The sequence below is a fragment of the Mucilaginibacter achroorhodeus genome, from assembly GCF_007846095.1.
GTDB classification, from domain to species: Bacteria; Bacteroidota; Bacteroidia; order Sphingobacteriales; family Sphingobacteriaceae; genus Mucilaginibacter; species Mucilaginibacter achroorhodeus.
In genome coordinates this window covers 712575-724827 of sequence record NZ_VOEI01000001.1, presented here as the reverse complement: position 1 = coordinate 724827, position 12253 = coordinate 712575, and the positions used below count along the sequence as shown (strand labels likewise).

Annotated in this window: 14 protein-coding genes; 6 read left to right on the top strand and 8 right to left on the bottom strand. The window is 43.7% G+C overall.

Annotated elements, in window-relative coordinates; all coding sequences use genetic code 11:
* Window positions 1–171 precede the first annotated feature (171 nt).
* From FPZ42_RS03450 to FPZ42_RS03425, 6 genes are all read left to right on the top strand, one after another.
* Window positions 172–813: an RNA polymerase sigma factor gene (locus FPZ42_RS03450; RefSeq protein WP_146269079.1), complete on the top strand. Its 642-nt coding sequence runs from the start codon at window positions 172–174 to the stop codon at window positions 811–813.
* Window positions 810–2105 (top strand): hypothetical protein, encoded by a 1296-nt coding sequence (locus FPZ42_RS03445; RefSeq protein WP_146269078.1) that lies wholly within the window; start codon window positions 810–812, stop codon window positions 2103–2105. The genes FPZ42_RS03450 and FPZ42_RS03445 overlap by 4 nt, the downstream gene beginning before the upstream one ends.
* A gap of 4 nt (window positions 2106–2109) precedes the next feature.
* Complete coding sequence (locus FPZ42_RS03440) at window positions 2110–2652, top strand: YceI family protein (protein ID WP_146269077.1); 543 nt, start codon at window positions 2110–2112, stop codon at window positions 2650–2652.
* Window positions 2653–2674: 22 nt separating this feature from the next.
* Complete coding sequence (locus FPZ42_RS03435; RefSeq protein ID WP_146269076.1) at window positions 2675–3622, top strand: DUF5777 family beta-barrel protein; 948 nt, start codon at window positions 2675–2677, stop codon at window positions 3620–3622.
* An 11-nt stretch (window positions 3623–3633) separates the two neighbouring features.
* Entirely contained in the window at window positions 3634–4077 is a 444-nt protein-coding gene (locus FPZ42_RS03430) for a QcrA and Rieske domain-containing protein (protein WP_146269075.1), read from the top strand.
* Between the two features lie 147 nt (window positions 4078–4224).
* Window positions 4225–4497 carry a hypothetical protein gene (locus tag FPZ42_RS03425; protein WP_146269074.1) on the top strand — a complete coding sequence of 91 codons (273 nt, stop codon included), beginning with the start codon at window positions 4225–4227 and terminating at the stop codon, window positions 4495–4497.
* A gap of 1 nt (window position 4498) precedes the next feature.
* On the opposite strand, the gene FPZ42_RS03420 is transcribed toward FPZ42_RS03425, so the two are convergent.
* The 8 genes from FPZ42_RS03420 to FPZ42_RS03385 form a co-directional block, all read right to left on the bottom strand.
* The gene (locus tag FPZ42_RS03420; protein WP_261382212.1) at window positions 4499–5647 is read right to left on the bottom strand and encodes an MFS transporter; all 1149 of its coding nucleotides are present in this window, start codon (window positions 5645–5647) and stop codon (window positions 4499–4501) included.
* A gap of 65 nt (window positions 5648–5712) precedes the next feature.
* Window positions 5713–6249: a hypothetical protein gene (locus FPZ42_RS03415; RefSeq protein ID WP_146269073.1), complete on the bottom strand. Its 537-nt coding sequence runs from the start codon at window positions 6247–6249 to the stop codon at window positions 5713–5715.
* 104 nt (window positions 6250–6353) lie between these two features.
* Window positions 6354–7052, bottom strand: coding sequence for a DsbA family oxidoreductase (locus tag FPZ42_RS03410; protein ID WP_146269072.1), 699 nt, complete (start codon window positions 7050–7052; stop codon window positions 6354–6356).
* 213 nt (window positions 7053–7265) lie between these two features.
* Entirely contained in the window at window positions 7266–7478 is a 213-nt protein-coding gene (locus FPZ42_RS03405; protein WP_146269071.1) for a heavy metal-binding domain-containing protein, read from the bottom strand.
* A 2-nt stretch (window positions 7479–7480) separates the two neighbouring features.
* Complete coding sequence (locus FPZ42_RS03400; RefSeq protein ID WP_146269070.1) at window positions 7481–8920, bottom strand: PepSY domain-containing protein; 1440 nt, start codon at window positions 8918–8920, stop codon at window positions 7481–7483.
* 3 nt (window positions 8921–8923) lie between these two features.
* Window positions 8924–11269 (bottom strand): TonB-dependent receptor, encoded by a 2346-nt coding sequence (locus FPZ42_RS03395; protein ID WP_146269069.1) that lies wholly within the window; start codon window positions 11267–11269, stop codon window positions 8924–8926.
* Window positions 11270–11397: 128 nt separating this feature from the next.
* Complete coding sequence (locus tag FPZ42_RS03390; RefSeq protein WP_146269068.1) at window positions 11398–11769, bottom strand: hypothetical protein; 372 nt, start codon at window positions 11767–11769, stop codon at window positions 11398–11400.
* A 121-nt stretch (window positions 11770–11890) separates the two neighbouring features.
* Entirely contained in the window at window positions 11891–12253 is a 363-nt protein-coding gene (locus FPZ42_RS03385; RefSeq protein WP_146269067.1) for a glycoside hydrolase, read from the bottom strand.

Here is a 12253-nt window from a genome sequence, read left to right as displayed (position 1 = left end):
AAGCGTAATAATTACTTCAATATTATTCATTATTTCCTGATTATTTTTGAAGGATCATTGCGATTATTAAAATATCAAAAAAAATTTAATCGGAGGCAACCTTAGCAACACCTGCTGCGTGATGTATGCAGATAAGGTAAAATTCGGGGTAGTTAACAGATAAACCCAAATATGGGCGAAGAAGAATTACGAGAACTGGTAAGCGGCTGTTTAAAGGACGACAGGTTAAGCCAAAAGCTGTTGTATAAGGCTTTTTATGGCTTTGCTATGGGCATCTGTCTCAGATATGCCAATAACCGTTACGAAGCTTCTGAAGTGATGAACCAGGGTTTCTTTAAGGTTTTCAAAAACCTGGAGAAATACGATAGAGCCAAACCTTTTAAAGCCTGGCTTGGTCGTATAATGGTAAACACTTCCATAGATTATTATCGAGCTAATCTTAAAGTTGCCTATACGGAAGAGCTTGATAAGGCAGAGCACGTTAATGACAATGATTACGCAGATAAAAATTTAAGCTATAACGAACTGCTTGAGATGGTTACCAGGCTGCCACGTGCATACCGCACCATATTTAACCTGTTTGCCATTGAAGGCTACACGCATGAGGAGATTGGCGAAATGCTGAACATCAGCGTGGGGACATCAAAATCAAACCTGCACAAGGCACGGGAAAAATTAAAGGTGATGATAGCAGAAAGTGAGCGTTTGCCAGGATACCTATCAAAACAATCAGGAGACAACATTATAACAATAAACCAAACAAATACACCCAACCTGTCCGTATCTTTTTTTAGCAGAAATAACAAGAAATGAAAGAGGAAAAAGAAGATAGTATTGATAAATTGTTTAGCCGCGGCCTCAGCGACCCGGGCGACAATGCATCATACCGCGAGGCTGATTGGGACAAGCTTGAAGCTATGCTGGATGGGCAGGCTCCTAAGGCCAGTGGCATCCCTAAAAACATTATTTATCTCATCACTACCATTGCAGCAATGCTGCTGATCGTAATTGGATTAGCTTACTTTAAGGGTGATAATAAAACCACAAACCAACAAGTAACAACTAAGAAGCCGCAGACAAAAAAAGACTCAACTAAAAACGGTTCGCCCGTGCAGCAACAGGAAGTTCTCGCAAGTGGTACACTTTCGGCCGGTAAAAACAGCGTAGTTAGTGCAAATGAAAAGAGCCGTAAACGTAAATCGTTCTTCACCTTATCTGCTGCACCGGGCAACCGTATGCTTAATAATGGCATCATTGTACCGCATTACACAGGTGAGCCATTATTGAAAGATTCTGCAAATAAAAGTTTAGTAAGAAGCAGCAGCAACGAGCCTGCTATCACTTACAATAGCATAAAGCGTGACACAACACCGCCAGATCCGGCGGTGAACCTCGCAGCACTGAAACATGCTGATAGTGTGATCAACGGCGCCAAAAGGATGGAGTTAGTATCGGTTGTAGATGATATTAAAAAGCCTCTTAAAACAGTTGGAACGGCGGTAAGCTATCAACCTACTTTCGCCATGACAATTGTTGCGTCACCGGATGTAAACAGCGTGAACGGTTTAAGTAATACCCGCGTAGGTACAAACGCAGGTTTAATGTTTACGGTTGGCTTATCAAAATGGACCATCAGCACGGGCGCGGTTTATGCTGATAAACCTTACGCTGCGCCGTTCTCCGCCTACTCATCAGCCTATAAATTTTCAACAAACCCCAGTGAGGTTTATGCAAGCTGTGCCGTGCTGGATATTCCACTTAACATTGGTTACCGGGTTTATAATAAAAATCGCAACAAGTTCAGCATAGGTACCGGCCTGTCATCTTACTTTATGCTGCGCGAAAATTACACTTTTGATTATCCACCAAATGGGGTGCAGGGACCGGCTACGTACAATATTCGCAATCAAAACCAGCACATATTTGGCATACTTAATTTAAACGCTACTTATCAGCGGGATATCAATTCGAGGTTCGGGATAGCTATACAACCTTACATGAAACTACCGCTAACAGGTATAGGCTACGGCAAGGTCAACCTCCAGTCGACAGGGGTTGCAGTGGGAGCTACATGGAACATAATATCGGGCAAAAAACCTAAGTAAAAACATGAAACATATCGGGTTAATTTTACTCGTCTGGTTTGGGATAAATCAGGCGGGGCAGGACATCTATGTCTGTAAAAATGCAGTTGTAAACATCTATTCGAAGGCACCGATTGAAGACATCGAAGCCAGATCTGCTAAGGGGACATCCGTGCTGAACACCACAACAGGAGAGGTTGCATTTGCGGTGCCTATCCGCTCTTTAAAGTTTGAAAAGGCCCTGATGCAGGAGCATTTTAACGAGAACTACATGGAGAGTGATAAGTATCCTCAGGCATCCTTTAAAGGCAAAATAAATGAAAAGATAGATACCGGTAAAGATGGAGTTTACCCGGTTACCGCTACAGGTGTGTTTGAAGCGCACGGTGTAAAGCAAAACCGCACCATACCGGGCAAAATAACCATCAGCGGCGGTAACCTTACATTAACCAGCGAGTTTATGGTGGCTTGTAAAGACCACAAGATAGACATACCCACACTGGTATTTAAGAACATCGCCGAAACTATAAAAGTGAACGTAACGGCGGCATACTCGCCTAATAAATAACAAAAACTCCCTCACAATAACCATGAAAAGATCCCTCTTATTTGCAGCATTGCTGTGCTCGGCAATTATGGCTTCTGCGCAAACAAAATCTGATAGTACTACAAAAGCCAGCAGTACGGATTCATTAATGAACACGCTAAGCTCACCCGAAAAAGGCGAACCTGTTATTGCAACCTTTAAGGCAACCCGCCTCATATTTTCGCAAACCACCGAGACCGTAAAAAAGAAAGAACTCAACTTTTTGGTGATACACCGCTTTGGCGACATTGCTGGCGCACAGGGTGGCGGCAAAACCTTTTTCGGGCTCGATAACTCTTCGGACATTTACATTGGTTTTGAGTATGGCATCAGCGACAACTTTAACATAGGCCTTGGCCGAAGCAAGTATGAGCAGCTGATAGATATGCACCTTAAATACTATCTACTGCACCAAACCACCGATAATAGCGTACCGGTAGCGGTAAGTTTATTTCTGAAGGGCGGTTTTAAACCCTACCATGTTGAAACCAACATTTACGACAATTTTGCCAATCGTTTCGCCTACTTTGCACAAGCTATTGTTGCACGGAAATTCTCAAGCGCTTTATCCTTGCAGATATCTCCCTCTTACGTAATCGACAATATTCCCTTCCCGCTGGCGCCAACAAACGAAAATAACTTCTTTGCTATATCAGCTGCAGGCAGGCTCAAGTTCTCTAAACGCATGGGTATCGTATTGGATTATTTTCATCCCTTTTCCAGGTTTAGGAACAACAGCGTAGATCCTAAATTTTATGATGGGTTAGGCGTGGGCCTGGAGATAGAGACAGGTGGGCACGTATTCACTATCAACTTAAGTAACGCCCAGGCCATATCAGAGATCAACTACATGAGCAACACAACTTCAAACTGGGCTAAAGGCCAGTTCAGGTTAGGTTTTACCATTTCAAGGATATTCGACTTTAACAAGAAACATAAATCAGCTTACTAAACAAAAAACTCATGAAAAGGCAAGAATTTCTTTCAAAATTAGGTATCAGTGTAGCTGCTGCATGCATTGGCTGTGAAGTAGTTAGCTGCACAAAAAATAACCCGAGTGCTATTGATGATAAGGGGGGCGACAATAATCCACCATCGTCGGGGGCTGTATTATCTGCAGATCTAAGCAGCGAGTTACAAACCGTGGGCAGCTCAAAAGTGGCCAATGGCGTTATCATTGTTAGGTTAGCTGCGGATAATGTACCTGCTTCTTTTACCGCAGTACAGGTGGCCTGCACACACCAGGGTACGGCTATAAATTTCAATAGTAACCAAGGTGTTTTCATTTGCCCTAATCATGGCAGCGAGTTTACCACAACCGGCGCTGTTAAGGTTGGCCCGGCCACACAACCACTTAAAAAGTACAACGTAGCTATCGCAGGTAGCAATTTAACGGTTACCGCATAGCATTTAACATTGCAAACGGCCGGGCAGCATAACGAAAAAATTTGAGGGGTTATTTCGGGATGCCGGCCGTCTTGCTTTTACATTCCATAATTTCAGAAAAAACTTAATGGCGCAGGCCTTGTTCTTATTAGCAAACTAATAATTGTAATGATGAGTGCCTACCAGCAAAAATGGATAGATATATTGCAAGCAGCCAACTTAAAAGGCTGGGAGATAAAAGCCGAAGGAAATGAGATACATGTTGAGATGCCGCATGTGAGCGATCTGAAATTGATAAGGGATAACTTACCGGCAACACTTGCTGCATTAGCACTGGACATTAATTTACCTCCCGAGCGTTTAAAGTTTATCTTCCACAACGGATACGAGAACTTTGAGTACGTGCTTAACCCAAGCGCCGAGGAACTTAACGAGGAATAGCTTAAATTTTAGCTTTGGTGGAAAATGCGGTTACGCAAACGCCCATTAAGGCAATTAGCGTAAAAGATGCGCGTAGCGAAAACGCACCTGCGATAAAGCCGATTACCGGGGGGCCAACCAAAAAGCCCATAAAGGCTATGGTAGATACCGCCGCAATAGCAACACCCGGCGACATGGTTTTTGACTTACCTGCAGCACTGTAAACTAACGGTACTACAGATGATACGCCAAAGCCTACCAGTAAAAATCCACCCAAAGCGGTGTAAATATGTGGGAAGATAACAGCAATGGCCAAGCCTGTTGCCGTAAGCATACCGCTCAATTGCAGGGTTCGCTTTAAGCCAAACCTGTGCGAAAAGCTGTCGGCTACAAAACGCCCTGTTGCCATGGTAAACATAAAGGCAGTGTAACCCAAGCCCATAATTTCTTGAGGCGCGAGCACTACCTTTTTAAAATAAATAACGCTCCAATCGAACATTGCACCTTCGCAGATCATAGAACAGAATGCGATAAGCCCGAGTTTAATAAGCGATTTATCAGGCATTACAAATGCCGGTCCTGCACTTGCGGGCTTATCAAACTTAAGGAATCTTGAGGTCGCTACAATGGTTAGCAACACCACCAGCATGATCATCACGAAATGATGCAGTGGTACAATGCCGCGGCCAATCATAAAAGTACCTATGGCTGCACCGGTAAACCCTGCCAGGCTCCATAGGCCATGAAATGAGGCTAAGATAGGCCTGCCATACATTTCCTCAGCAGCAACGGCTTGGGTGTTTACAGATATATTGACCGCATTGCTGGCAAAGCCAAACAACAATAAGCAGCAAATTAATTGAATAGTATTGGTGCAAAGTCCTAACACCGACAACGTAATGCAGTAAATGGTAAGCGAAGCAATTAACAAATTACGGCTGCCTATGCGGGTAATTATCCAACCGGAAAATGGAAGTGAGCAGATCAACCCAACCGGAAGCGAAAACAAAACACCGCCTAATGCGGCATCACTAAGTTTAAGCGTTTGTTGTATAGTCGCTATACGCGATGCCCAACTGGCAAAACAAAGCCCGGTCATAAAGAACATTACGCCAACTATTGCACGTAGCGTTGTTCTCGAAAATTTATAAGTTGGTAATACTGCGCTCAATACGATGTGTAAATGTTACACAAATATAGCTATTATCCTTATTAGGAATTGTGTTTGCTTCGGGATTATTGTTTTATGTTGAACGAACCTCTGATAGATTCTTTATGACCACTGCTATTTACAACGTCCGCAGTAAAGCCACCTTTAATTGTGCCCTTTGAATATTGATCCATGGTTGATACTGTTACCTCTACCTTACCTGTCTCGCCGGGAGGCAGGCTATAGTCAAGGTAGCTGAACAGCAGTAGATCAAACGTTCCGGTTTTATCACCTACATAGGAGAAAGTGATGGTGTCAGAATTAAGTAAACCAACAAAATCAAGTATGCCCGAAACATCGTTATACATTACCTGATTAAAAGTTTGTATACCTGTGGCACTGTTAAGTTGTATCCTGATGGTGTTTGTGCCGCCGATTGGTAAACCTATGCTATTTACCGGTTCTGGTGTGCCTGGGTTAGTACCCGTGCCCGGATCTGTTACTTTAGGGCCATCTGTTATAGGTATTAAGTTGGCCGGCAACACAGGCGGATCCATTTTGCAACTGCTAAAGGCCACAAACAAAGTTGTAGCCAATAATATTTGACAGTAAATTTTTTTCATACACTTAACATTTACACTGCGCAGCAAGGTTTTTAAGACTTAATGATCTATTACGAAAGATCACTGCCTAAAGTTAATGTTAAGGTAAGAATATTTTGTGCAAATCAACAGTTACCATCAGGGCCGCATACTGGTCCATCTACCACTTCAAACGCGCTACGTTGCTGTCCCCATTCTTCGTAAGCTTTCTCAAGGGTTTGCGTAAACACCGGTGCAGGCTGTGCGCCTGATACCGCATACTTATCATTCATTACAAAAAACGGAACGCCGCGTATGCCAAGTTGCTGCGCTTCATTAATATCCCTCCTAACTTTGTCGGCAAAGGCATCTGATGCAAGCGTTTGTTTTACCAATTCAGCATCGAGGCCAATGGAAACGCCAAGCTCAATAAGCGTAGCATCATCATCGGTATTTTTGCTATCAGTAAAATAGGCTTTGAAAAGTGCTTCTTCGGCAGCATCGCCTAAACCATGTTGTTTAGCCAGGTGGCCAAACCGGTGAGCTTTAAAACTGTTTGCCACCACGGCGTTTGATAAGTTGTAGGTTAAGCCAACTTCTGCCGCCATTTGGGTAACATGCTGGTCCATTTGATGCACATAATCTTCTGTCCAGCCTTTTATTTGGGCAAGGTATTGTGTGTGGCTAACGCTGAGATCTGTTTTCAGATCAGGGTTTAGCTGAAAACTTTTCCATTCAACCTCAACTTTATCTTTATGCGGAAACTGTTGCAACGCCTCTTCAAAACGGCGTTTGCCGATATAACAGAAAGGGCACATCACATCAGACCATATCTCAACGTTCATAAGCTTTTTATTTTTGATAAAGTTACGATCAGGAGAAATGTGAAGGGTAAGGGGAAAGTCAAAAATTGACTCACCCCGACATCGCTTCGCTCGTCGACCCTCTCTTCGCTGTGCGAAAAGAGGGTAAGGAGTTTTCTTTTACCCTCTTTGCTGCTTGTAGCAGAGAGGGTGATCAAGCGTATCGTAGAACGCGTCAGTCAACCGGATCGCGGATTACTTGGTCGTATCGCGCTCAACCAGTTCCATGCCGCATTTGCTGCAGGTGCCCGGTTTATCTGATGTTACATCAGGATGCATAGTGCAATAGTATTTGCCTTTAGGCTTTGCAGCCTCTGTGGCCTTTGCATCTTTTTGTGATGATGAATTACACGCAGTGATGCTCAACGCTGCCGCTGTTACGGCTAAGATCAAAATGTATCTTCTCATAATTATCTGTTTTTTAAAAATCCAATAAAGCCAAATACCGACACAACCAAAACGCCCAACGCTGCTAACATGCTGGCAATATCCCGCACGTTTTTGCCCGCCCAGGCCATGCCAAAGTATTTGTGTAAAAATATGAACGATAACCCTTCCGCCCTGTCTATACCGGCAACCTTTGCAGCCAACTGGGAGGTTGTAGTTTCAACATACCAGTTTTCGCCATGGGGATAGCTTATTTGCTGCACCGGCAAACGTTTATTGATGAAACCGTACTCATTTGTAAATTCACGTATCTGGGTTGTCTTAACCTTACCATCAGCATTCTTTTCCGGCTCGGCACCGTAATAGGATGCAAGGTAGTTGGCATACATGGCATCACCATTCTCAAGTTCAGCACCGTTGTCCACATCGAAATATCGCACTTGCTTTTTGGTGCCATTTAACTGATAAAAGGTTCGTCCGTAAAATTGAACTAATCCGACGTTTTTAACCAGGCTATCCTCAACAGGTAGAGAAAGATTGGATGTTTTCAGTTGAGCTGTTTTCACCATTTGCCTGATGCCCGCCTTGGCGGCATGCCTGTCATTAGCCAGTTTAACGTACAGGTGAAATGCCCCGCTGACAGTAAAAGTAAACATAACCAACGACACGGCTAAACCTAACTGCCTGTGAAAACGATGCACAAATCGGGTGTCTTTACGTTTATCGCGGCGGCGGTTCTCAGTGGCTGTCTTAAATTTTTTCCAGAATAAACCATAAACCGTAAGCCCCGATATGAGGGATAACAGCATTATCCCAACGATAATCAATAACACTACTACCCTGAACTGCTCACCGGCTATAGCAGCCAGGAACTGCCATGTATGCAATTGTTCAAACACAACCAGCATTGCTTTGCGGGTGTTGTTATTAAAGGTGCCCATACGGCTCTGGCCGGTTTCGATGTATACATCCATTCCATCAGGGCGGTCAAATGAAATTTTCCAAACCGGCAACAGATGGTTTATCGGCTGATACTCGGCATCAAAAGCTTTTTGGATAGTGATGCTTGTAATTTTGGATGTACTATCCTGCGTGAAATATCTTGCGAGATAAGTAGCGTAAAGCCTGTCGCCATTAGCCAACACGTCACCCGTGTTAGCCGAATAGTATTGGTACGTACTATCCATACCCATCACCTGGTAATAGGGTTGTTCTTGATAAGTTATTGTACCAAAATTAATGAAACCGGGCACCTTATTCTTATCCAGCACCTGCTTAAGCGATAAGGCTGGCTTTACCTGCAGAGGCTGCGATTTATAAATTTCTCTGGCAATGGTAGGCCTAAACCAGTTTGACATGAACGGGTGCGAAAGGCCGCTTAGCGTCCACATCATGACAGGGATAAGGGCTATTAAGCCCAATATCCTATGCCATTTATAAAAGTTTTGTTTTGCAGTTGCCATCTCTTAATATTTTGCAAATGAGTAGCTGATACCTAACGAATACACCCTCGGCGGCGCAGCGTTATAGGTATCGCCATATTGGTTACTGGTAACCGTTGTTGCATACAGCTTATTGGTTAAGTTAAGCACGTTAAACCAAATACCGCAACCTTTAAGCGGCCCGCCTTTTACGTCAAAGCCGGTACGGGCGTTAAAAAGATCATACCCGCCATAGGTTTTGGTATTAGCAGGATTGGTAAAATATGAACCAATGTGTTGCCACTCTCCGGAAATGCGGAAACCGTTTAGATAAGCTGGTTTGTAAGTGATCTCGCTGTTTGCTATCCAGTTTGGTGCATTAGCCATGCGGTTGCCGTTGTATACCAGTACGGTGTTTGTCCCCGTCGCATAATTGGCTCTTACTTCGCTGTAATCGCGGTAGGTATGCCATGCATTGGTACCGCTGAAACGAAAAGCCAGCTCTTTAACCGGCGCAAAAGCTATGGAGTATTCCACACCGCGATGCCGGGTAGCACCGGCGTTTTGATTCTGAGTAGTATTATCGGGCAGCAACTGGCTGATGATCTCATTACGGCCTTCCAGGTCATAAACCGATAGTTCCAGGTATAACTTTTTATCAAAGGCAGCAAACCAGCCGCCTGCTTCGTAATTGTTAAATGTTGCCTGTTTAAGAGGAGTTAGCTGGCGGGCGCTGTAAAGGTCTCCTGTCTCTGGTGGCTGAAAGCCAACGCTGTAATTTGCGTACAAACCTTTGTTGTTACCAAAATTATAGGTTAAGCCCAATTTAGGAGCTACAATATTAAAGTCGTTCGTTTCCTGCTGCTTGTATTTACTACCACTGGTGATGCCGTTAGTAAAATTATAATGGATCCTGTCGTAACGTAAACCCATAACTATTCGTAAGGCATCAGTTGGCTTGATCTCGTACTGTGTGTATGCAGCGGTGTTGAATAATTTAATGCGGTAGTTGTCAATATACTTGCCAGTATTGGTATATCCTGTGTAGAAATTATTCGCCACATCTTTCTGAATGTCGAGATATTTGGCATAGTAAGAGCTCGGGCTGTTATCCATGTACGCACCTATTATCAACCTCGAATGCAGGAAATCGAAGTCCTGGCGGTGCTGGGTTAATATGCCAATGCTGTGGAAGCTTTGGTTATTCTCCTGCCCGTTTGAGCTTACATAGTTGCCGGCATTATCCCTTACGTCAGAAATAAAATAGCTTGGTAACTGGCCGGTTGAATTGTTGCGATAGAATAGCGTAAAGAAAGTATTGCTCTTATCATTCCACTTATGATCTAAACGTGTATTGGCGCGCAGGGCTTTTACCTCGCGATAAGTGAAGCGCTGATTTGCACCGTACTTTCTGCTGTAAAATTTGGCGCTATCTAAACTGCCCGGTGTTTGGGTATTCAAATAATTATAAGCCAGCGAGGTGGTTAAGCGGGTGTTGGCATCAAAATCATAAGTTGTTTTAAAATTGCCGCTGCGTTTATCAAAGTCAGTGTAATCCTGCCAGCCATTACGTTGGCGGGCCAGATAGCCGCCTACGTACAAACCAAACTTACCACTGCTGAAACCACCATCTGCATCAACCCTGCGGTAATGGTAGTTATCACCTTGTAAGGAAATATTACCTGCATAACCTGCGGGCGGCCCTTGCGTTATGAAATTGACCGCACCGCCTACAGCATTACTTCCATATAGAGAAGAGGCCGGGCCTTTGATCACTTCAATATCGCGTACACCGCTCATATTTATTTCGTATAGTGAGTTGTGATTGAAAATGCCCGTAGGACGAATAGGCAGACCATCTTCCATATAAAGATAAAGCGCATTATAAGTGATAGGTTGGCGAATAGCCATAGTGTGCTGCTCGTTACCGAGGTCGACCATGTAAACACCGGTTACCTTGTTCAGTAGCTGATAAAGTGCAGTGGCTTTGGTATCGTGGATCTGGGTAGCGTTTATTTTGCTAATGGCGATGGGCGCATCCTGCCTTGCCTGCCTTTCGCGGCTGGCAGATACTACTACCTGCTGCAGGTCGATAGTGGATGGCTCCATCATTACATCAATGGCTTTACCATCTGCGATATCGATTATCTGCGGGGTAAAGCCAACCATGGCAAATCGCAGGGAAGAAACGTTTTTAGCCTTAATTTCAAATTTACCTTTGTTATTTGTAGTGGTTAATACAGCACCGGTAGCAGTGTTGCTTATCATTACGCCCGCCAAAGGTTCATGGGTACGGGCATCGGTAACGGTACCATGCAGGTTATTTTGTGCAAAAGAAAATGCACTAACCATACACAGTATTATGGTATATAATAATGTAGAGAGTTTCATAAAAAAGTGTTCGATAGCCTGCGTAAACAGGCATCAAGTAGAAAAATACAGTCGGGTGCAAATGCACGGTTGCGCAAGCCTTTAAAGGATGCGTCAAAACTGTAACCTGTAAAATGAATTATACTTTTTTATGCGAGCCGGGGCGGCTGATAGATGTCACGGATCTGTTGCGGCAAAGCAATGCGGTGATTTGGGACTTTGATAACCGATAGCAGCACATTGTAAAAAGTAACCTTATTAGCCTGATTGTAGAAGGCTTCCTGAAAAAGGTTCTTTTGTGCCTGGCGCTCCTCTGTGCTTTTGTTTTCTTCGGCCTGCTTTAATTTCTTCATGAAATAGCATTTGCCATTACAATGCAGCTGAGGTTTGTTACGGTTCTCGCAAAGCTTTGTCGCAATGTAATTACGGTTCAGCTCAAAACCCGCGTAGATAAAAAAACGCGAGAAGTTGGCCGATACCAGCGCTACAATCAATAAGTAAGCGGTTATGCGTTGCAACATGGGCGCAAAGGTAAAACTTGTTAGCTACATTAAAGCACAAAAATGTGCTTTACTAAACAGCATTACGAACAAAAGCCCCGCCGGGTTGGCAGGGCTTAATTAAATTATAATATGGTTAAGATTATTTTGCGCGTTTAAGTACAAAATGAGATTTGCTGCCACCAAAATCAATGTCCATAGCACAAGAGTCTGCATATGCTTTTCCTTTGTGTGGGTAATCCGTACCGGAAACGTTTACGCTGAAGGTAAAATCGTCGCCCATCACTTTACCGTTATCAATAGCAATCTCGCCCATCTGTGATGTGGCTGTACCTGTCAATTTATCACCATTAACTTTAAAATTATAAGATACATCAAGGGCGTTACCATCTGGCGTGCTGATGGTGCCGCTCCATTTGCCGTTAATGTCTGCAAAAACTGCTGCAGCAATACAAACTGCTACAAAGCATGATAGTAAGATGGTTGTAAATAATTTTCTCTTCAT

Bases quoted from the DNA above. Each gene is read 5' to 3' on its own strand.
- FPZ42_RS03450 (WP_146269079.1), top strand. From the start codon at position 172: ATGGGCGAAGAAGAATTACGAGAACTGGTAAGCGGCTGTTTAAAGGAC.
- FPZ42_RS03445 (WP_146269078.1), top strand. From the start codon at position 810: ATGAAAGAGGAAAAAGAAGATAGTATTGATAAATTGTTTAGCCGCGGC.
- FPZ42_RS03440 (WP_146269077.1), top strand. From the start codon at position 2,110: ATGAAACATATCGGGTTAATTTTACTCGTCTGGTTTGGGATAAATCAG.
- FPZ42_RS03435 (WP_146269076.1), top strand. From the start codon at position 2,675: ATGAAAAGATCCCTCTTATTTGCAGCATTGCTGTGCTCGGCAATTATG.
- FPZ42_RS03430 (WP_146269075.1), top strand. From the start codon at position 3,634: ATGAAAAGGCAAGAATTTCTTTCAAAATTAGGTATCAGTGTAGCTGCT.
- FPZ42_RS03425 (WP_146269074.1), top strand. From the start codon at position 4,225: ATGATGAGTGCCTACCAGCAAAAATGGATAGATATATTGCAAGCAGCC.
- FPZ42_RS03415 (WP_146269073.1), bottom strand. From the start codon at position 6,249: ATGAAAAAAATTTACTGTCAAATATTATTGGCTACAACTTTGTTTGTG.
- FPZ42_RS03410 (WP_146269072.1), bottom strand. From the start codon at position 7,052: ATGAACGTTGAGATATGGTCTGATGTGATGTGCCCTTTCTGTTATATC.
- FPZ42_RS03405 (WP_146269071.1), bottom strand. From the start codon at position 7,478: ATGAGAAGATACATTTTGATCTTAGCCGTAACAGCGGCAGCGTTGAGC.
- FPZ42_RS03400 (WP_146269070.1), bottom strand. From the start codon at position 8,920: ATGGCAACTGCAAAACAAAACTTTTATAAATGGCATAGGATATTGGGC.
- FPZ42_RS03395 (WP_146269069.1), bottom strand. From the start codon at position 11,269: ATGAAACTCTCTACATTATTATATACCATAATACTGTGTATGGTTAGT.
- FPZ42_RS03390 (WP_146269068.1), bottom strand. From the start codon at position 11,769: ATGTTGCAACGCATAACCGCTTACTTATTGATTGTAGCGCTGGTATCG.
- FPZ42_RS03385 (WP_146269067.1), bottom strand. From the start codon at position 12,253: ATGAAGAGAAAATTATTTACAACCATCTTACTATCATGCTTTGTAGCA.